Source organism: Mesorhizobium sp. 1M-11 (assembly GCF_001303895.1).
Classification (GTDB): Bacteria; Pseudomonadota; Alphaproteobacteria; order Rhizobiales; family Rhizobiaceae; genus Mesorhizobium.
Genome location: NZ_LJSD01000011.1, coordinates 534,762 through 552,767 on the forward strand (window position 1 = coordinate 534,762; position 18,006 = coordinate 552,767).

General features: G+C 62.2%; 20 protein-coding genes. 13 read left to right on the top strand and 7 right to left on the bottom strand.

The annotated features are described in order from the left end of the window. The first annotated feature begins 4 nt into the window (after window positions 1-4). Genes AO692_RS06395 through hemW form a run of 3 tightly spaced genes read left to right on the top strand, consistent with a single transcriptional unit; the run spans window position 5 to window position 2,220 of the window. Window positions 5-415, top strand: a complete 411-nt coding sequence (locus AO692_RS06395; RefSeq protein ID WP_054309183.1) for a VOC family protein — start codon at window positions 5-7, stop codon at window positions 413-415. Further along, window positions 416-1,063, top strand: a complete 648-nt coding sequence (rdgB, locus tag AO692_RS06400; protein WP_054309184.1) for an RdgB/HAM1 family non-canonical purine NTP pyrophosphatase — start codon at window positions 416-418, stop codon at window positions 1,061-1,063. It abuts the gene before it with no gap. After that, window positions 1,063-2,220 (top strand): radical SAM family heme chaperone HemW, encoded by a 1,158-nt coding sequence (gene hemW, locus AO692_RS06405; protein ID WP_054309185.1) that lies wholly within the window; start codon window positions 1,063-1,065, stop codon window positions 2,218-2,220. Before rdgB ends, hemW begins: the two co-directional genes overlap by 1 nt. 24 nt (window positions 2,221-2,244) lie before the next feature. On the opposite strand, the gene AO692_RS06410 is transcribed toward hemW, so the two are convergent. Next, a complete protein-coding gene (locus AO692_RS06410) occupies window positions 2,245-2,436 on the bottom strand; it encodes a hypothetical protein (RefSeq protein ID WP_054309186.1) in 192 nt (63 codons plus the stop codon). A 131-nt stretch (window positions 2,437-2,567) separates the two neighbouring features. Here AO692_RS06410 and rsmI point away from each other — a divergent pair, with 131 nt between their 5' ends. From rsmI to AO692_RS06425, 3 genes are all read left to right on the top strand, one after another. Then, window positions 2,568-3,470 (top strand): 16S rRNA (cytidine(1402)-2'-O)-methyltransferase, encoded by a 903-nt coding sequence (rsmI, locus tag AO692_RS06415; protein ID WP_054309187.1) that lies wholly within the window; start codon window positions 2,568-2,570, stop codon window positions 3,468-3,470. Beyond that, window positions 3,463-3,840 (top strand): YraN family protein, encoded by a 378-nt coding sequence (locus tag AO692_RS06420; RefSeq protein ID WP_054309188.1) that lies wholly within the window; start codon window positions 3,463-3,465, stop codon window positions 3,838-3,840. Before rsmI ends, AO692_RS06420 begins: the two co-directional genes overlap by 8 nt. Before the next feature lie 140 nt (window positions 3,841-3,980). Then, the gene (locus AO692_RS06425; protein ID WP_054309189.1) at window positions 3,981-4,211 is read left to right on the top strand and encodes a DUF3297 family protein; all 231 of its coding nucleotides are present in this window, start codon (window positions 3,981-3,983) and stop codon (window positions 4,209-4,211) included. 25 nt (window positions 4,212-4,236) lie between these two features. On the opposite strand, the gene AO692_RS06430 is transcribed toward AO692_RS06425, so the two are convergent. Together AO692_RS06430 and AO692_RS06435 are read right to left on the bottom strand one after the other, a co-directional pair. Then, window positions 4,237-4,521, bottom strand: a complete 285-nt coding sequence (locus AO692_RS06430) for an acylphosphatase (RefSeq protein WP_054309190.1) — start codon at window positions 4,519-4,521, stop codon at window positions 4,237-4,239. Further along, window positions 4,518-5,885: a cytochrome P450 gene (locus tag AO692_RS06435; protein ID WP_054309191.1), complete on the bottom strand. Its 1,368-nt coding sequence runs from the start codon at window positions 5,883-5,885 to the stop codon at window positions 4,518-4,520. The genes AO692_RS06430 and AO692_RS06435 overlap by 4 nt, the downstream gene beginning before the upstream one ends. A 154-nt stretch (window positions 5,886-6,039) precedes the next feature. On the opposite strand from AO692_RS06435, the gene AO692_RS06440 reads away from it, so the two are divergent. Next, window positions 6,040-6,861, top strand: coding sequence for an aminoglycoside 6-adenylyltransferase (locus AO692_RS06440; RefSeq protein WP_054309192.1), 822 nt, complete (start codon window positions 6,040-6,042; stop codon window positions 6,859-6,861). A 58-nt stretch (window positions 6,862-6,919) separates the two neighbouring features. Here AO692_RS06440 and AO692_RS06445 read toward each other — a convergent pair whose 3' ends face one another. After that, entirely contained in the window at window positions 6,920-7,150 is a 231-nt protein-coding gene (locus tag AO692_RS06445; RefSeq protein WP_054309193.1) for a hypothetical protein, read from the bottom strand. A 493-nt stretch (window positions 7,151-7,643) separates the two neighbouring features. On the opposite strand from AO692_RS06445, the gene gyrB reads away from it, so the two are divergent. Continuing rightward, complete coding sequence (gene gyrB, locus AO692_RS06450) at window positions 7,644-10,121, top strand: DNA topoisomerase (ATP-hydrolyzing) subunit B (RefSeq protein ID WP_054309194.1); 2,478 nt, start codon at window positions 7,644-7,646, stop codon at window positions 10,119-10,121. Between the two features lie 100 nt (window positions 10,122-10,221). Here the strand turns inward: gyrB and AO692_RS06455 are convergent, their stop codons facing one another. Continuing rightward, window positions 10,222-11,061, bottom strand: coding sequence for a LuxR C-terminal-related transcriptional regulator (locus AO692_RS06455; protein ID WP_082407230.1), 840 nt, complete (start codon window positions 11,059-11,061; stop codon window positions 10,222-10,224). A 98-nt stretch (window positions 11,062-11,159) separates the two neighbouring features. On the opposite strand from AO692_RS06455, the gene AO692_RS06460 reads away from it, so the two are divergent. The 5 genes from AO692_RS06460 (at window position 11,160) to AO692_RS06480 (ending at window position 15,970) form a co-directional block, all read left to right on the top strand. Further along, window positions 11,160-12,302 carry an ABC transporter ATP-binding protein gene (locus tag AO692_RS06460; protein WP_054309195.1) on the top strand — a complete coding sequence of 381 codons (1,143 nt, stop codon included), beginning with the start codon at window positions 11,160-11,162 and terminating at the stop codon, window positions 12,300-12,302. Then, a complete protein-coding gene (locus AO692_RS06465) occupies window positions 12,283-13,446 on the top strand; it encodes a spermidine/putrescine ABC transporter substrate-binding protein (protein WP_054309196.1) in 1,164 nt (387 codons plus the stop codon). The genes AO692_RS06460 and AO692_RS06465 overlap by 20 nt, the downstream gene beginning before the upstream one ends. Before the next feature lie 76 nt (window positions 13,447-13,522). Then, window positions 13,523-14,386, top strand: coding sequence for an ABC transporter permease (locus tag AO692_RS06470; protein ID WP_054309197.1), 864 nt, complete (start codon window positions 13,523-13,525; stop codon window positions 14,384-14,386). Then, complete coding sequence (locus tag AO692_RS06475) at window positions 14,386-15,198, top strand: ABC transporter permease (protein ID WP_054309198.1); 813 nt, start codon at window positions 14,386-14,388, stop codon at window positions 15,196-15,198. Before AO692_RS06470 ends, AO692_RS06475 begins: the two co-directional genes overlap by 1 nt. 10 nt (window positions 15,199-15,208) lie before the next feature. Then, the gene (locus tag AO692_RS06480; protein ID WP_054309199.1) at window positions 15,209-15,970 is read left to right on the top strand and encodes a glucose 1-dehydrogenase; all 762 of its coding nucleotides are present in this window, start codon (window positions 15,209-15,211) and stop codon (window positions 15,968-15,970) included. A gap of 67 nt (window positions 15,971-16,037) precedes the next feature. Here AO692_RS06480 and AO692_RS06485 read toward each other — a convergent pair whose 3' ends face one another. Beyond that, a complete protein-coding gene (locus tag AO692_RS06485) occupies window positions 16,038-16,790 on the bottom strand; it encodes an ATP-binding cassette domain-containing protein (protein WP_054309200.1) in 753 nt (250 codons plus the stop codon). A gap of 10 nt (window positions 16,791-16,800) precedes the next feature. Further along, window positions 16,801-18,000, bottom strand: a complete 1,200-nt coding sequence (locus tag AO692_RS06490) for an alanine racemase (RefSeq protein ID WP_054309201.1) — start codon at window positions 17,998-18,000, stop codon at window positions 16,801-16,803. Between the last annotated feature and the right edge of the window lie 6 nt (window positions 18,001-18,006).

Here is an 18,006-nt window from a genome sequence, read left to right on the forward strand (position 1 = left end):
CGTGATGCAGCCTGCCGCCATCCTTGAATCCGCGCTCTACGTCACCGATCTGGAGACAGCGGAAGCGTTCTATGCCGATATCATCGGCCTGGAGCGCATCGGCAAGGTTGAAGGCCGGCATGTGTTCTTTCGCTGCGGCCAGGGCGTGCTGCTGCTGTTCAACGCGGAGGCAACGCGGCACCCGCCCGCAGCCGATGCCCGCCTGCCAGTGCCCCCGCATGGCGCGATGGGTCACGGCCATCTCTGCTTTTCGGCAAGTGCCGAGGAGCAGGATCGCTGGAAGGCGCATCTGAGTGCGCATGGCGTCGCCATCGAGGCCGAATTCGAATGGCCGCAAGGCGGTCGCTCCATCTATCTGCGCGATCCTTCCGGAAACTCGCTGGAATTCGCCGAACCCAAGATCTGGAAGCTGTAAATGCATTCGCTCGATGGAAAGAAGATCGTCGTCGCCAGCCACAACGCCGGCAAGCTGAAGGAATTCGCCGACCTGATGGCACCTTTCGGTTTCGAGGCGAAATCGGCCAAGGAATATGGCCTGCCGGAGCCGGACGAGACTGGTACGACCTTCGAGGAAAACGCCTATATCAAGGCTTTCGCCGCTGCGCAGACGACCGGTCTGCCTGCGCTTTCGGACGATTCCGGGCTTTGCGTCGACGCGCTTGACGGCGCACCAGGTGTCTACACCGCCAACTGGGCCGAAAAGCCCGACGGCAGCCGCGATTTCGGCATGGCGATGCAGAAGACCGAAGATGCGCTGCAGGAAGTGAAGGCGACCGAAGCAGCGCAGCGTACGGGACGCTTCGTGGCTGTTATCTGCCTCGCCTTCCCGGACGGCCAGGCCGAATATTACCGCGGCGAAGCGGAAGGCACATTGGTCTGGCCACCGCGCGGTGACCTCGGCTTCGGCTATGATCCGGTGTTCCGCCCCGACGGGCACGACAAGACCTTCGGCGAGATGACCGCCGAGCAGAAACATGGCTGGAAACCCGGCCAGGCCGAGGCGCTGTCGCACCGCGCCCGCGCCTTCCAGAAGTTCGCCCGTGCAAGGCTGGGTTCGGCCTGATGCTGCTGGATCGGTCGCCCGGCTTCGGCGTCTACATTCATTGGCCGTTCTGCGCGGCCAAATGCCCTTATTGCGACTTCAACAGCCACGTCCGCCACCAGCCGGTGGACCAAGAACGATACACGCGTGCCTTCGAGGCCGAGCTTGCCACGATGCGCGAACGCACCGGCCCGCGCCAAGTGACCAGTATCTTCCTTGGCGGCGGCACGCCATCGCTGATGAAGCCGGAAACCGTCGGTGCCGTGCTGGATGCGGTCGCCAAAAACTGGACGGTACCGGCCGGCATCGAAGTGACGCTGGAGGCCAACCCGTCTTCCGTCGAGGCCGAACGTTTCCGCGGCTACCGCAGCGCGGGCGTCAACCGTGTTTCGCTCGGCGTGCAGGCGCTGAACGACCGCGACCTCAAATTTCTCGGCCGGCTGCACAATGTCGAGGAAGCGCTGCACGCCATCGGGCTCGCCCGCGAGATCTTCCCGCGCCTTTCCTTCGACCTGATCTACGCTCGCCCCGGCCAGACGCCGGAAGCCTGGGAAGCGGAGCTCGAGGAAGCGATCGGCCATGCCGCCGATCATCTGTCGCTCTATCAACTCACGATCGAGGAAGGCACACCCTTCCACATGCTGCATGCAGCAAGGAAGTTCGAAATCCCGGATGGTGATCATGCAGCCGACCTCTATCAGCTGACGCAGGAAATCACCGCGGCTCGCGGCCTGCCGGCCTATGAGATTTCCAACCATGCAAAACCAGGCGCCGAGAGCCGGCACAACCTGACCTATTGGCGTTATGGCGAATATGTCGGTGTCGGCCCCGGCGCGCATGGCCGCTTTGTCGAGAAGGGCACGCGCGTGGTGACGGTGGCGGAGAAGATGCCGGAAACCTGGCTGGATCTCGTCGAAGCCAAGGGCCACGGCGTCACCGGAGGCGAGATCCTTACCCGTTCGGAAGAAGCCGACGAATTCCTGCTGATGGGGTTGCGACTCGCAGAAGGAATCGACCTTGCCCGTTACGAGCAATATTCGGGTCGTGCCCTGCCCTCGGCTCGGCTTTCGATCCTGCAGGAAGAAGGGCTGGTCACATCGATCGGCAATTCACGCCTGCGCGCTACGGCTGCCGGTATGATTGTGCTGGATGCGGTCGTGGCTGACCTGGCGCGTTAGCTAGCCAGGCTCACAACCGGCGGCTCACGCGTGCCGCTTATGACCGTTTTTGACACGGTCTTTTTCGGCAAAGAACTCACCGCCGCGGCCTGACTTTACTTCGTCCTTGCCATGCTGGTGATCGCCGTTTTCGTCACCAGAGATGTGGGAAGGCCCTGTCTCCCGGGCGCTGCGCGCTTCCAACTGGGACATGCAGGCGTCGAAATGATTGGGCATCGCGTGCTTCCAGAATCACCCATGAATTCCGCTGCGCTTTGTGTGCTGCGGCCCTGTGGCAAAGGTGTGGCGGCGCGCGACTTTTGCAAGTCTTCGCCGCCCGTGCCAAACAAGCGCAGACCGGAGGGCACATGAACGGCGAAACGACCAGGAAGACCTATGTGATCGGGCAGACGGAGCTTGCTGCCCGACCGCTTGAAGCTGCGCTCTATCTGGTAGCAACGCCGATCGGCAACCTGGCCGACATCACCCTGCGCGCCTTGGAAACGCTGGCTTCGGCCGATCTCGTCGCCTGCGAGGACACACGCGTTTCGCGCGTGCTTCTGGAGCGCTACGGTATCCGCCGCCGCACCACCGCCTATCACGAGCACAATGCCGCCGAGGCTGGTCCGAGACTGATCGCGGCTCTCGAACAGGGACAAAGCGTCGCGCTGATCTCGGATGCCGGCACCCCGCTGGTTTCCGATCCTGGCTACCGGCTGGTCGGCGAAGCGATCGAGCGCGGCATCCGCGTGGTGCCGATACCCGGTCCTTCGGCGGCACTCGCTGCGCTGACCGCCTCCGGTCTGCCCTCCGACACCTTCCTGTTCGCAGGCTTCCTGCCGGCCAAAACCGGCCAGCGCCAGACACGACTGGAAGAGCTTAAAGGCGTTCCGGCGACACTGATCTTCTTCGAGTCTCCGCGACGGCTGGCCGAGACGCTGGGGGCGATGGCCGAGGTTCTGGGCGGGACACGCCAGGCAGCGATCGGGCGTGAACTGACCAAGACCTTCGAAGAAATGCGGCCCGGTACGCTGACCGAGCTCGCCGCGCACTACGCAGAAGCCGATACGCCGAAAGGTGAGATCGTCATTTGTGTCGGTCCGCCCGTCGCAAAAACCGAAGGTCCGGCGGACATAGACCGGCTGCTTCTGTCGCTTGCTTCGGAGATGCCAGCCTCCAAGGCAGCAGCCGAGGCCGCCAAGATGACCGGCGGCCAGAAGCAGGCGCTCTACCGCAGGCTGCTGGAACTGAAGGAAGCAAGCGGTGGCTGATGCCTCCGTCATCCGAAAACGGAAGTCCTATCGGCGCGGTCACCGCAGCGAATGGCTGGCTGCCATCGCCCTGACTTTCAAAGGCTATCGCATCCTCGCCCGCCGCTACCGGACCAAGCTCGGTGAGATCGACCTGATTGCCCGGCGTGGCGACCTCATACTGATCGTCGAAGTGAAGGCGCGGCGGACATTGGTGGAAGCGATGGACGCAATCGAATACGAGTCCGAGCACCGCATCGAGCGCGCCGCGGACCTATGGCTGTCACGCCAGCCGGATTTCGGCAGGCTTTCAGTGCGCTTCGATATGGTGGCGGTCCTGCCCTGGCGCTGGCCCGTGCATGTCGAGAACATCTTTCAAGGACATGACTAGCGCCCGTCCAGCCGGACACAAACGTCGGAACCGAGCCACAGGGCTTTACCGTGATGGTAAATGCCCTTAACAGCGCTCCCGACCTTAAAATTCGTGCTTCTGCGCCCTGCCGCAGTCGCCTCGTGCTATTGGAGCAATCGATGACCCTTCCCGACCGGTTGAGCAACGACCCGCGCAGCCCCTATTTCGATGCAGAGGTGCTCGAGCGCGGCGTCGGCATCCTGTTCAATGGGCGCGAGCGCGACGACGTCAGCGAGTATTGCGTCAGCGAAGGCTGGATCCGTGCGCCCGCCGGCAAGTCGAAAGACCGCTTCGGCCAGCCGATCACCATCAAGCTTAAAGGCACGGTCGAACCGTTCCCTAAGCCGTAACGCTGCTCTGACAAGTGGGCGCGGGTCAGCCGGTGATGTCGAAATCCATCGGCGCATCGGAGGGGTCGGCGGGTTTTGGCTCGACACGTCTGACGCCGGCGCCGGATGGCCCTTGCCAAAAGGCTTTCAGCATCTTGGCCACGGCTTCGTTCGAACCTGCGATCAAGACGCTGACTGAACCGTCCGGTTCGTTGCGCACCCAGCCGCGCAGGCCAAGCCGTGACGCCTCGCGTTGCGTCCACACACGAAAGCCGACACCCTGAACGCGGCCGGTGACGTGTACGTGCACCGCTTTGCTGCTGCCGCTCACCGCTTCGTCACCCGCATCGGCAGACCACCTTCAGGTTGTGTTGTCAGCTTCTGCACCGGCCAAGGTTTCGTCTCGGCGACCGTGTCGAAACGGAAGCGCGAAAGCAGGATGGCGAGCGCGATGATCGCTTCCTGCATGGCGAAACTTGCCCCGATGCATACGCGCGGACCGGCGCCGAAAGGCAGATACTGGAACCGGTCCATCTTTTCCCGGCTTCCAGGATGGAAGCGCTCCGGCAGGAAGGCATCGGGGCGATCCCACAGCTTGCGATGGCGGTGCACCACCCAGGGCATCACCAGCACGGCAGCACGCGGCGGAATATAGAGCCCGTTGAAGGTCTCCGGCTCGACCGGCTCGCGATTGATCGACGGGGCCGGCGGATAGAGCCGTAGCGCCTCTTCGAAAACCGCGCGTGTGAGCGGCATGGCGTCCAGCCATTTGGTCGGATCCGGCTCGCGTGCCAGAACGGCATCGATCTCGGCTTCCACCGGCTCGCGCTCCCACGGTGCCTCGGCCAGGCAATACAGCGTCCAGCCGAGCGCGCGGGCCGTCGTTTCGTGGCCGGCACCGATGAAGGTGATGATGTTGTCTTCCACCTCGGCGCGGGTCAGCCCATCAGGCCCTTCGGCCTTGAGCAGCAGGGTGAGAAAATCCTGCGGCACGCTGTTGGGATCGCGCTTCAATCGCTCCTCGCGCATCAACACGGTGTTGGTGACGATGTTGCGGAAATACGCCAACGACTTGCGACCGCGGATGCGGGTCAGCCTCGGCAACCAGTCCGGCGCACGCAGCAGATCGAGCGGATCGACCCGGCCCATGGTCTCGAACAGGCGGTCGATCTGGCTGGCAAAACTGCCCGGCTCGCCCGCAATCTCACCGGAAAACAGCGTCTCGGCCAAGATGTCATAGGTCAGCATGGTCATGTCATGAGCGACATCGCTGACCGCGCCGTCCTGATAGCGCTCGACGAACTCGACCGTGCGTTTCAGCATCGGAGCGGCAAAGCCGAATATGTGACGCGGCGTGAACACCGGAGCCATCGCCTTGCGTGAACGCTTCCAAACGTCGCCCTCCGCGGTGAGGAGGCCGTCGCGCAGGATGGGGCGCAGTATTTTCTGGCGCACCGTCGCCATCTTGTAGTTTTTGGCGTTGTCGACGAGCACATGACGGATGAGCGCCGGATCGTTGGCGACGACCAACGGCCCACCGATACCGGTCACCGAAATCCAAGGTTCGTTGTAGGAAGGCTCACCCCACAACTCGAGCGGATTGCGGTAGACGATACGCATCATCTCCAGCGTCGAGGGCGGCACGGTGCGCGGCTTCGGCGCCGGCGGAACGAAGGGGGCTGGCTTTGTGTCCATGACGTCTTCCGTGGCTGGCTCCAATGTAGTGAGCGCCAATAGCGGCGTCCATGCGGCGCAACAGCAAGGCGCGATAGCGTCCTGGCAATTCCAGCTTGCACGGGCCCTTGCCTTTCCTACCTAGGAAAAGACCGCAATCCAGGAGTTCCCGGCCATGACACGTACCGACGTTCTGAATGCCGTTGTCGCGTGGGCAACCGGGCATGAGGGTGTGGAGGCATTGATCCATACCGGATCGCTTGTCCGCACCGACAACCGCGCCGACGAATTCTCCGATCTTGATATCGAGATCATCGCGGCAAGACCGGACAATCTCTCGTCGAACGACAAATGGCTGACGGAGATCGGTGAACTCATAACCGTCCTGCGCCTCGACGAGGACCAGGACTGGCCGACCCGGCTGGCGATTTTCGAAGGCGGCGTGAAGGTCGACTTCACGATCGCAGGCCTTCGACGTGTTGCCGACATGATCAGATCCGGCCTCGATCCGCTCTATGAACGTGGCTATCGGATCTTGCTCGACAAGACGGGGCTTACGAAAGATTTGCCGCCACCATCCCATCAGTTTCCGGCGGCTCCACTGCCCTCATCAGAAAAATTTCGTGAGAGGGTCGAGGAATTCTGGTTCGAGGCATTCCATGTGCCCAAATATCTGGCTCGTGGCGAGCTTTTCCTTGTCAAACAACGCGACTGGACCATGAAGGAACTGCTGCTGGAAATGATCGAATGGCATGCAATCGCAACGAATTCGAAGCCGGTGGACATCTGGCACATTGGCACCCATCTCAGGGAATGGACCGATACCGAAACCTGGCGCGATTTACAGGAAACGTTCGGCCGTTTCGACGCCGACGATCAGAAGCGGGCCTTTGAGGAAACTGTGAAGCTTTATGGCCGACTTGGTCGCGAGGTCGCGGCACGTGCCGGGTTCCACTACCCGCAGCAGGTCGAAGACAAGATCCGCGCGCTGGGCTGATCCGCACTGCGCAAACAACGGACAGGACCCGGGCTGGACACTTCGCCGCAGGATAAATTCAGTTCCTTGGTTCCTTCCGCTCAAGGTAAAGCTTCAGGCTTTCGCGGATGTCGGCTTCATCAAAGACACCCTGCGAGAACAGGTCCATTGCCTCCCGGGCCAAATTCTCCGCGGCAGTGCTCCCACGCCTGAGGCCGCGCTGGGTGCAGATGTCATCATAGATGACTTTCAGAAGTTTGAGATCGTCGGGATACGCAGCCCCGCTCGTCGAGGAATGGCGAATCACCATAACTCCCTTCCCTTGCACTTGGGGCGGAAGCGCGTCTTCGCTTACAGCCGGCGATGCCCTGACCCATCTATCGCCGATGAACAAGCATACGACTGTTGATCGAAATGTCCAAATCGCAGAGTGAAGCAGCCTGCTTTGCGCGCTCCGCCAGCAACGTCATCATTTCCCGCATAACCAAGCGGCGCTCTTAGCCGCTATCTGCCGGCATCGATCCGACCAGGCGGCTGTGGAGGTTACGTGCTCGTCATTTTGTGGGGGTTGCCCCTGGGCGCTGGCGCCTCGACGCGTTCGGAACGGGGCGGAATGAGGCGCAGGGAAGCCAAGCACCACTCGCGTGTGTGATTGCCCCCGCCTCTACGAGCCATTATCCCCGCTGCAGTACCCCGTAAACCTTGGAAAAACCGCCTTTTACCCCTATATCTGACTTCTCGGGACGAGCACGATTCGGGCGCTTCCTGCGCCTTTTAGAACGGTATCGAACAGACAGGTTTCCATGAGCGATCAGAGCGAAAACGCCAACGGCGGCAGCGTCGAGTATGGCGCCGATTCCATCAAGGTTCTCAAGGGCCTGGATGCAGTGCGCAAGCGCCCTGGCATGTATATCGGCGACACCGATGACGGTTCGGGCCTGCATCACATGGTCTATGAGGTGGTCGACAACGCCATCGACGAGGCGCTGGCCGGCCATGCCGACCTGGTGACGGTGACGCTTAATCCAGACGGTTCGTGCACGGTGATCGACAATGGTCGCGGCATCCCGACCGATCTGCACCCGAGCGAAGGCGTCTCCGCGGCCGAGGTCATCATGACCCAGTTGCACGCCGGCGGTAAGTTCGACCAGAACTCCTACAAGGTCTCCGGCGGCCTGCACGGCGTCGGCGTTTCGGTGGTCAACGCGCTGTCGGTGTGGCTACGCATCAAGGTTCGCCGCGATGGCAATATCCACGAAATGAGCTTCACCCATGGCGACGCCGACGCGCCACTGAAGGTGACCGGCACCTATCACCAGGAAAAGCTCCCCGGCACCTATGAAGGCCGCAGCGGCTCGGAAATCACCTTCCTGCCGTCATCCGACACGTTCAAGGGCGTGACCGAGTTCGATTACGGCACGCTGGAGCACCGGCTGCGCGAACTTGCCTTTCTGAACTCGGGCGTGCGCATCGTGCTGACCGACAAGCGTCATGCCGACGTCAAGACGCAGGAACTGCACTATGAAGGCGGGCTGGAAGAGTTCGTCAAATATCTCGACCGTTCCAAGAAGTCGCTGATCGAGAAGCCGATCGCCATCAAAAGCGAACGCGACGGCATCACCGTGGAAGTCGCCATGTGGTGGAACGACAGCTACCACGAGAATGTGCTGGCCTTCACCAACAACATCCCGCAGCGCGACGGCGGCACGCATCTGGCCGGATTCCGCGGCGCGCTGACGCGCCAGGTGACCGGCTATGCCGATACTTCGGGGCTGACCAAGAAGGAAAAGGTGACGCTGACCGGTGACGATTGCCGCGAAGGCCTGACCGCCGTACTTTCGGTAAAGGTGCCGGACCCGAAATTCTCCTCCCAGACCAAGGACAAGCTGGTGTCCTCGGAAGTGCGGCCGGTTGTGGAAAGTCTCGTGAACGAGGCGCTCGGCACCTGGCTGGAGGAACACCCTTCCGAGGCCAGGACGCTGATCGGCAAGGTGGTGGAAGCCGCCGCCGCTCGAGAAGCGGCGCGCAAGGCGCGCGAGCTCACCCGCCGCAAGGGCGTGCTCGACATCACCTCCCTGCCCGGCAAACTTGCCGACTGCCAGGAGCGCGATCCGGCCAAATCCGAAATCTTCATCGTCGAGGGTGACTCGGCAGGCGGCTCGGCCAAAAGCGGTCGCTCGCGCCAGAACCAGGCGATCCTGCCGCTGCGCGGCAAGATCCTCAATGTCGAGCGCGCGCGTTTCGACCGCATGCTGTCGTCCGATATGATCGGCACGCTGATCACCGCGCTCGGCACCTCGATCGGCAAGGACGAATTCAACGCCGACAAACTGCGCTACCACAAGATCATCATCATGTCGGACGCCGACGTCGACGGTGCCCACATCCGGACGCTTCTGCTCACCTTCTTCTTCCGGCAAATGCCGGAGCTAATCGAGCGCGGTCATCTCTATATCGCGCAGCCACCGCTTTATAAGGTGAGCCGCGGCAAGAGCTCGCAATACATCAAGAACGAAGGTGCCTTCGAGGAATTCCTGATCTCCTCCGGGCTCGAAGAAGCCTCTCTCACGCTCTCGTCGGGTGAAGTCCGCACCGGCCAGGATCTTGCTTCCGCCGTGACGGACGCGTTGGGTGTGCGTCAGCTGATCAACGGCCTGCACACACGCTACAACCGCGCCGTGGTCGAACAGGCTGCGATCGCCGGCGGCCTCAACCCTGTTGTCTTCAACGATCTCGGCCGCGCCAACGCCATGGCCGAAACGATCGCCAAGCGGCTTGACGCCATTGCCGAAGATATCGAGCGCGGCTGGCAGGGACGTACATCGACTTCCAACGACGGCACGGGCGGCTATGTGTTCGAACGCACCGTACGTGGCGTGCGCGAGGTGGTGCAGCTCGACATGGGCCTGATCAATTCGGCCGATGCGCGCCAGCTTGATCGTTACGCTTCCCGCCTTGCCGAAGTCTATTCGGAGCCACCGCATCTGCGCCGCCGCGAGACCTCTGAGATGATATCCGGCCCACTCGCCCTGCTCGACGCGATTTTCGCCGCCGGCAGGAAGGGGCTGACCATGCAGCGCTACAAAGGTCTGGGCGAGATGAATGCCGAGCAGCTTTGGGAAACCACGCTCGACCCGAACGTGCGCTCGCTGCTGCAGGTCAAGGTCAACGACGCCACCGACGCCGACTCATTGTTTGCAAGGCTGATGGGCGACGAAGTCGAACCGCGCCGTGAATTCATCCAGGAGAATGCGCTCAGCGTGGCAAACCTGGATATTTAAGGTTGTGCACTGACGCATAGGTACCCAAGCCTTTCTGAAGCCTAGCGACGCGACCTGCGTCTGAGTTCGCAGGTCTCATGATGAGCGGCAAGACAGATCGTCATTGTCGTTTTTCGATGATCTGGATGAATCGGGCAAAAAGCTCGGCCTGGGATTTGATGCCGAGCTTGCGGTGGATATTGCGGCGATGGACCTTGATGGTTCCAGGAGCAACACCCAGCGACCGCGCGATGGATTCGGTCGAATGACCCTGGAGTACCATATCGACGACGTGCATCTCGCGCGAAGTCAGTGACAGGCTCTCCCATATGTGAGCGCGGTCGAATTCGTTTGCACGCGCCTGCATGCCTTTGGCCATTGACGCAGGATGTTCCATTTCGGACATTTCGGGCAGTTCAGCCCAGCGCAGACGGCAAAGTTCGATGACCGTCGGTGCCATATCGCGCAGCAGCCGCGCGTCGGCGGTGCCGAATGGCCCTGTTGTCTTGAGCCGCATCAAAGACAAAACCAGAGCCTGCTTTCCAGCGAGCGGCACGAAGAAGCCGACCTCTTCGGCCAGGCGTGTCTGGCTGTAGTAGGAACGGAAATATTCGCTGGCATAAAAGCGATCCGGCGCCAGTTCACGCATGCGCCAGAAGCCTTCCCGACGCTCCACCGCAGCATGATGGAAAGGATCGAGCAGGTAAGGCCCTTCCTGGTAAAGCGCGACAAATACGTGACTTTCAGCCGGCGAAAACGTTTCAAACAGCATCGGCGGCCGCGCCGCGCCGCGATAGCCAAACACCACCGAATGATCGAAGAAAACGTGCCGGCGCAACCAACCGACCAGCGCCTCCCCAAAACCGCGGCCCTCCGTCTCCCGGGTGGCGGCAATCACCGCCGCAAGGTCATCGAAATCGCCGCCGCGGGAGGTTTGCCTTCGCAAGGAAATACCACTCATATCAGTCAAATCATACTCATATACCACCTGTGAGGTATATACGAGTTGAAATTTTCTGCTAGCGTTGCGGGGACGCGTCCGCGCTTGGAGACATTCGTTTGACCGCAGCGCTTAACCCCGACATCGAGTTCCGCGAGGTCGCCAAGCGCTATGGCGCGGTCACCGCCGTCAGCGGCATCAATCTCTCCATTCCTCCGGCCGCCTTCGTCGCGCTGCTCGGACCATCGGGCTGCGGCAAGACCACCTGCCTGCGCATGATCGCCGGTTTCGAGCAGCCAAGCGAAGGCCAGGTGCTCATCCGCGGCCAGGACATGGCCGGAACGCCGCCTTATCGGCGGCCCGTCAACATGGTGTTCCAGCAATATGCGCTGTTTCCGCACCTCGACGTGGAGAACAACGTAGCCTACGGCCTGCGCCAGCAGCGGCCCAGGCTTTCCACCCGCGAGATCCGTCTAAGGGCAGGCGAAGCCCTGGCAATGGTTCAGCTCGCCGGCTATGGCCACCGCAAGGTCCACGAGCTTTCGGGCGGTCAGCAGCAGCGTGTCGCGCTCGCCCGTGCCCTGGTCAACAAGCCGGCAGTGCTGCTCCTCGACGAGCCGCTGGCCGCACTCGACAAGAAGCTGCGCACGGACATGCAGATCGAACTGCAGAATCTGCAGCGTGAACTGGGCATAACGTTTGTGCTGGTCACGCACGACCAAGAGGAAGCCTTGTCGATGAGCGACTTCGTCTGCGTGATGAATCGCGGCAGCATCGTCCAGATCGGCCAGCCTAACGAAGTCTATCACGAACCGGCTGATCTGTTCGTCGCCGATTTCGTCGGCAAGACCAACCTTCTACCCGGTAAGGTCTCCGGCCGCGCGGATGGCCTGGTCGAGCTGCGGCTCGCCAATGGATCCACGATCTCGGCGCGCAGCCGCGGCAACCTCGCCAAGGGCGACGACACTACGGTCAGCCTGAGGCCGGAAGCACTGAGGCTGGAAGCGCCAGGGCGAGGCACGCTGCAAGGTGTCGTGCGCAATCGCATCTTCCTGGGGGCGACTGTGGAATATGCCATCGAGGTGCCGGTCCTGGGAACGCTCATGGCCACCGCCGACCATCAGTTCTTCCAGGGGAATCTCTTCGAGCCGGGTGAGCCCGTCGCCATCGGCTTTGCTCCAGGAACGCCGCTGGCGTTCCCGGGCATCAAGGAAAACGGGACAAAACAGAGGGAAACCAGAAATGTCGAAATCATATCGTGACGGTCTGCCCGTCACATCGGAGGAATTCGTCCACCAACTCATGCGTCTCAGACGCGGCTCCATCGGCCGTCGCGACTTCCTGGGCTTGACTGGCCTCGGCATCGCCACCGCTGTCCTCGGCCGCGAACTCGGCCTCGCCCCGACACCGGCCCGCGCCGCCGAGAACCTTGGCGACCGTATGTCGATCGCCACATGGCCCAACTACCATGATCCCGCGACCTTCGAGAATTTCACCAAGGACACGGGCGTGGCCGTCGAGGTCAATGTGTTCGGCTCGAACGAGGAAATGCTTGCCAAGCTGCAGGCCGGCGGTTCGGGCTGGAGCCTGTTCGTGCCGACCAACTACACCATCTCGACCTACAGGAAACTTGATCTGATCGACCAGCTCGACATGGCCAAGCTGACCAATTTCGACGCCAAGTCGGAGGATGCGCGCTTTACCGCCGAAGGGACGATCGAGGGTGTCGTCTACGCGGTGCCGAAGAACTGGGGTACCACCGGCTTTGCCGTGAACACCAAGAAACTCACCAAACCGATGACCAGTTGGAAGGAATTCTGGGATACGGCCATGGCTGAGGGCGACGGCCGCACGATGGTGCACGACTATCAGCTCACCACCATCGGCAATGCCCTGAAATATTTCGGTTTCTCCTTCAACTCGCTGAAGCCCGACGAGCTGGCCAAGGCGGAGGAGCTGCTGATCAAGGTCAAGCCGCACCTCTTCGCGGTTTCCAGCGACTACCAGCCGGCAATGCGGGCAGGCGACGCGTGGATGACCATGTGCTGGACCAATGACGGCGCCCAGCTTCACCGCGACATTCCCGAGATCGCCTATGTGCTCGGCAAGGAGGGCGGCGAGATCTGGACTGATTTCTATGCAATCCCCAAGGATGCGCCGAACAAGCCGGCGGGCTACGCCTTGCTCAATCACCTCATGAACCCGCAGGTGGCGGTGAAGGAGCATATCGCCAACGGCGCGCCCTGTACCGACGCGCGGGTCAACGCGCTCTTGCCGAAGGAAGTGTTGGAAAACCCGATACTCTATCCGGCAGCCGAGTTGCTCACGCCGCTCGAATTCGGTGCCGCCGCAACACTGACCGACCCTTCGCGCGCCGAACTGATGGCACGCTTCAAGTCGGCCTGAGCCGGTCCGTTCCTGTCACAAACCTTGCCGGCGAGCGCGAGGCAACCGCGCCCGTCGGTGACCTGGATCTAGCCGGATGCCTGGTAGTCCCCTTCGTCGAAAACTGCTGACCACCCTGCTGCTGGCCCCGGCCGGCGCATGGCTGATCGTCTTCCTCGTGCTGCCCTTCATCGCCATCATCATCTTCAGCGTCGGCGAACGGGCACCGGAGGGAGGCTATCAGGCAGCGCTGACGCTGACGCAGTATGCCAATCTTCCCGCCCGTGCAGCCGCCTTCTGGAACACGCTGATCCTTGCTCCCGTCGGTGCTTTCGCTTGCCTGCTGGTGGCCTATCCCGTCGCTTATTATCTCGCACTGAAGGCGTCGCAGCGCTGGCGACTGATCCTGCTCGCGCTGATCGTCATTCCATTCTGGACCAGCCTTCTGATGCGCACCTATGCCTGGATGTATATCCTGGGCGGCCGCGGCATCCCGACCCTGCTCGCCTATGTCGGCATCGAGGATTTGCGGCTCATCAACACGCCGGGCGCCGTACTGCTCGGCATTGTCTACGGCTATCTGCCGCTGATGATCCTGCCGATCTATGTCAGTCTCGAACGGCTCGACCGCCGCCTTCTGGAGGCCTCCGCCGATCTCGGCGCCAAGCCGGTCTCGACCTTTTTTGGAATAACATTCAGGCTTTCGCTGCCTGGCGTGACGACCGGCTTTTCGCTGGTGATGATCCTGCTGCTCGGCGAATATCTGATCCCGACAATGCTCGGCGGCGGCAAGGTCTTCTTCCTCGGCAACGCACTGGTCGACCTGTTCCTGCAGTCGCGCAACTGGCCATTCGGTTCCGCCATCGCGGTGACGCTGGTGCTTGTCTCGGTCGTAGTCCTCATCATCGCGAACCGTGTTTCGAGCCGCTTCTCCGGTGCGCGCCAGGTGGACCTGATCTGATGCGCGCCTTCATCGCTGCGGTCTTTGCCTTCCTCTACCTGCCGATCGCGCTGGTCGTGCTGTTCTCATTCAATGCCGGCCGGCACGCCAGCGAACTCACAGGCCTTTCAACGCAATGGTATGGCAAGGCGCTGTCCAATCCTTTCCTGGTCGAGGCCTTGAAGAACAGCCTGTTCATCGCAACCACGAGTGCCTTCCTGGCGGCCGTGATCGGCACTGCGGCAGCCCTCGGTCTCGCCCGCGTGAGCCCGCGCATCCGCGCAGCCTTCGACGCGCTGCTGGGCGCGGCCATCGTGGTGCCGGGCGTCGTCATCGGCATCTCGACACTGGTGGCGCTGGTTCAGTTGTTCGATGCGGTCAACCCGATGCTCGCCTCGATCTGGCCGGGCGACGCTCCGCCTCGACTGGCGCTGGGCTATGGATCGATCATCGCGGCGCACGGCCTGTTTTCGATGGCTCTGGTGTCGATGATCGTGCGCACCCGGCTCGGCAGTCTCGACCGCAGCCTCGTCGAAGCCTCGAGCGATCTCTACGCGACGCCGTTCACGACCTTCCGCTCGATCGTGCTGCCGCAGATCATGCCGGCCGTCCTTGCCGGCTTCCTGCTCGCCTTCACCTTCTCCTTCGACGATTTCATCATCGCCTTCTTCGTCGCCGGATCGCAGACCACGCTGCCGATCTATGTCTTCGCCTCGATCCGCCGCGGCGTCACACCGGAAATCAATGCCATCGCCACCATCGTGCTGTGCGCTTCGGTGTTCATGGTCCTGCTGGCGCAACTGCTGCTGCGCAAGCGCACGCCCTCCCACTGAAAGGCCCATCATGCTGCTCAAAGATCGCATTGCCGTGGTGACCGGCGCGGGCTCAGGCATCGGCCGCGCGGGCGCTGCGCTGATGAGCAAGGAGGGAGCTGTGGTCGTCATCGCCGACCGGGATGCGGCGGCCGGCAATGCCGCGGCCGAGGCAATCCGCTCTGCGGGAGGGCGCGCGGAGGCCATCGCCACCGATGTCGCAGATGACACCCAGATCGAGCGGCTCGTCGCGACCACACTCGACCGTCACGGCCGCATCGACATCCTGCACAACCACGCCGGCATACAAATCGGCGGGCCGTTGACGGAAGTCGCGGCCGAAGGCATGGACGCTTCCTGGCGCATCAATGTGCGGGCGCAGTTTCTCACCGCGAAACTTGTTGTGCCGGCCATGATCACGCAGGGCAGCGGCGTGATCGTCAATACAGCTTCGAATTCCGGCGTCTTCTACGACCGTGAAATGATCGCCTATGCCACCTCCAAGCACGCAGCAGTGGCGATGACGCGGCAGATGTCGATCGACTATGCCAAATACAATGTGCGCGTGAATGCGTTGTGCCCGGGCTGGGTGGATACGCCGTTCAACGATCCGTTCATCGCTCAGATGGGCGGTCGGGAAGCGATCGAAACCTATGTGCGGACAAAGATCCCCATGCAGCGCTGGGCAACGGCCGAAGAGATCGCTGAGGCGATCCTCTTCCTCGCGTCCGACAGGTCCTCCTTCATGACCGGACAAGCACTGGTGATCGACGGCGGCGAAAGCATCGCATAACGAAGACCTCTCTGGCGGTGGCAATCATGCCCGGCCACAGCCAGAACCCATGCCGACCAGTCGCGCGCTACTGCTGTTGCAGGCCGGTGATCATGGCGATGATCTCGTTCTTGTCAGTTTTCGCCGTTTCGCGCACGCCAATCTGCTTGCCGCGACGCAGCACGCAGATGCGATCGGAGAGCCGGAAGACCTGATCGAGACTGTGGCTGATGATCAGGACACCGATGTTGCGCCGTTTCAGCGACAGGACGATTTCCTCGACCTTGGCGGTTTCGGCGACACCCAGCGCGGCCGTCGGTTCGTCGAGCAGGATCAGCTTGCTTGCCCAATGCGTGGCGCGCGCGATCGCTACGCCCTGCCGCTGGCCACCTGACAGGTCGCGAATGGTGGCATGCGCGGAAGGGATGCGCACGTCGAGCTCTTTCACCAGTTTGTCGGTCTCCGCGATCATGCGGCGCCTGTCCAGCAGGCCGAAACCGTTCACCGGTTCCCTGCCCAGGAACATGTTCATGTAGACACTTTGCTGATCGGCAAGAGCGAGATCCTGATAGACCACCTCGATGCCGTGCGACCGCGCCATGGTGGCATTGGACATCGTCACCGTCTCGCCCTCGATGCTGATCGTACCCGAGGTCGGTGAATGGACGCCCGAGATGATCTTGATCAGCGTCGACTTGCCTGCACCGTTGTCGCCGACCAGGGCGACGATCTCGCCCGGATGGACTTCGAGCGAGAAGTTCTCGATCGCGGTGATGCCGCTGAACATCTTGTGGATGTCCTGCAGCTTGAGCACCGGTGCATTTGCCTCAGTGGGGGTCATAACAAGTCTCCTAGACAGGCCAGGCGGCCGTCTCGCCAAAACCGGTTTCGATGGTCTCGACCTTCGGCTGGCCTTTCGAAATACCGGAAACGCCGACGACAAAGGCGCGGGTGACGAAAGCCTGCCCACGGAAGCCGAACACTGCGGTATCGCCCGGTTTGGGCGCCGATGGACCGGTGGCGTCGATCATCGCGTAATAGTCGATCGCCGAGGGCGGCGGCACCTCGACACTGCGCAAGGCCGTTGCCGCCACAGTAGGCTCGGCGCCAACCAGTGCTTTCACGTCATAGTCCGGGAAGATCGGATCGATGTAGAAACCACCACCCAGGCAATAGGCCTTGCCGCCCGCAAGATGCGACACCTCGGTGAGGTAAAGCACCGCCGGCAGCTCCGGCAGATCCTCCATCACATGCAGTGCAGTCGTGCCGTGTAGGCCGTTGCCGGGTTCGCACTGGGTAGCCCCTGCGTCGGCAAGCGCCTGCAGCATCACCGCGGAGGTGGTGCCGGGCGCATTGATCTCGATATCCTTGCAGCCGGATTTCGCCAACGTCTCGGCGGCCTTCGACAGTGTCGAGAGATTGTGCGTCGGGAGGACCTTGCGCGTTGCCTGGTCGAACAGCAGGGCCGGGAATGTGGTGATGCCGGCGAAACGTCCTCCGTCCAGCGCGTCCAGGCGGTTGGCCACCGCAGTGATATCTGCTGCGTCATAGCCGCCCTCATGACCGCGATAGAACGTGTCTCCCTCGGCGCGGATGCGCGCCAGCAGATCTTGGGTGTATCCAGCAGCTTTCGCGCCGGCAGCGGCCTCACCGGCCTTGCTGTCGTTGAAGACCGTCCAATAGTCGGGCGCGAACGCCTTTGCCGCGGCCGCAGCCTCGTGGCGTGCGACCTGCTGCAGGTGTCCGAGATGGCCGAGCTTCAGGCCGGCCTTGTGAGTGGCGCGTGCGCAAGCCATGTCGACGGCGACTGCACGATCGATGCCACCGCGCTTGACTGCCTGGCAAAATGAGCTCGAGCGGCCGACCTGCTTGGTCATCGCGAAGGTCTTCAGCCCGAGCCGCGCCGCCTCGTCGGAGAGCACGCGGGCATTGCGTTCGACCGTATCCAGGTCGAGTACATAGGCGTTCACCGGGATCTTCCCCTGCTGATGCAAGGCCATCGCGGCTTCGATGAAAGCCGGATTGCGGCGGCGCAGAACGTCGAGAAACATGGTGGC

Bases quoted from the DNA above. Each gene is read 5' to 3' on its own strand.
- AO692_RS06475 (WP_054309198.1), top strand. From the start codon at position 14,386: ATGCGCGCCTTCATCGCTGCGGTCTTTGCCTTCCTCTACCTGCCGATC.
- AO692_RS06435 (WP_054309191.1), bottom strand. From the start codon at position 5,885: ATGGACACAAAGCCAGCCCCCTTCGTTCCGCCGGCGCCGAAGCCGCGC.
- rsmI (WP_054309187.1), top strand. From the start codon at position 2,568: ATGAACGGCGAAACGACCAGGAAGACCTATGTGATCGGGCAGACGGAG.
- hemW (WP_054309185.1), top strand. From the start codon at position 1,063: ATGCTGCTGGATCGGTCGCCCGGCTTCGGCGTCTACATTCATTGGCCG.
- AO692_RS06480 (WP_054309199.1), top strand. From the start codon at position 15,209: ATGCTGCTCAAAGATCGCATTGCCGTGGTGACCGGCGCGGGCTCAGGC.
- AO692_RS06470 (WP_054309197.1), top strand. From the start codon at position 13,523: ATGCCTGGTAGTCCCCTTCGTCGAAAACTGCTGACCACCCTGCTGCTG.
- AO692_RS06490 (WP_054309201.1), bottom strand. From the start codon at position 18,000: ATGTTTCTCGACGTTCTGCGCCGCCGCAATCCGGCTTTCATCGAAGCC.
- gyrB (WP_054309194.1), top strand. From the start codon at position 7,644: ATGAGCGATCAGAGCGAAAACGCCAACGGCGGCAGCGTCGAGTATGGC.
- AO692_RS06485 (WP_054309200.1), bottom strand. From the start codon at position 16,790: ATGACCCCCACTGAGGCAAATGCACCGGTGCTCAAGCTGCAGGACATC.
- rdgB (WP_054309184.1), top strand. From the start codon at position 416: ATGCATTCGCTCGATGGAAAGAAGATCGTCGTCGCCAGCCACAACGCC.
- AO692_RS06445 (WP_054309193.1), bottom strand. From the start codon at position 7,150: ATGGTGATTCGCCATTCCTCGACGAGCGGGGCTGCGTATCCCGACGAT.
- AO692_RS06395 (WP_054309183.1), top strand. From the start codon at position 5: ATGCAGCCTGCCGCCATCCTTGAATCCGCGCTCTACGTCACCGATCTG.
- AO692_RS06410 (WP_054309186.1), bottom strand. From the start codon at position 2,436: ATGCCCAATCATTTCGACGCCTGCATGTCCCAGTTGGAAGCGCGCAGC.
- AO692_RS06440 (WP_054309192.1), top strand. From the start codon at position 6,040: ATGACACGTACCGACGTTCTGAATGCCGTTGTCGCGTGGGCAACCGGG.
- AO692_RS06455 (WP_082407230.1), bottom strand. From the start codon at position 11,061: ATGAGTGGTATTTCCTTGCGAAGGCAAACCTCCCGCGGCGGCGATTTC.
- AO692_RS06425 (WP_054309189.1), top strand. From the start codon at position 3,981: ATGACCCTTCCCGACCGGTTGAGCAACGACCCGCGCAGCCCCTATTTC.
- AO692_RS06465 (WP_054309196.1), top strand. From the start codon at position 12,283: ATGTCGAAATCATATCGTGACGGTCTGCCCGTCACATCGGAGGAATTC.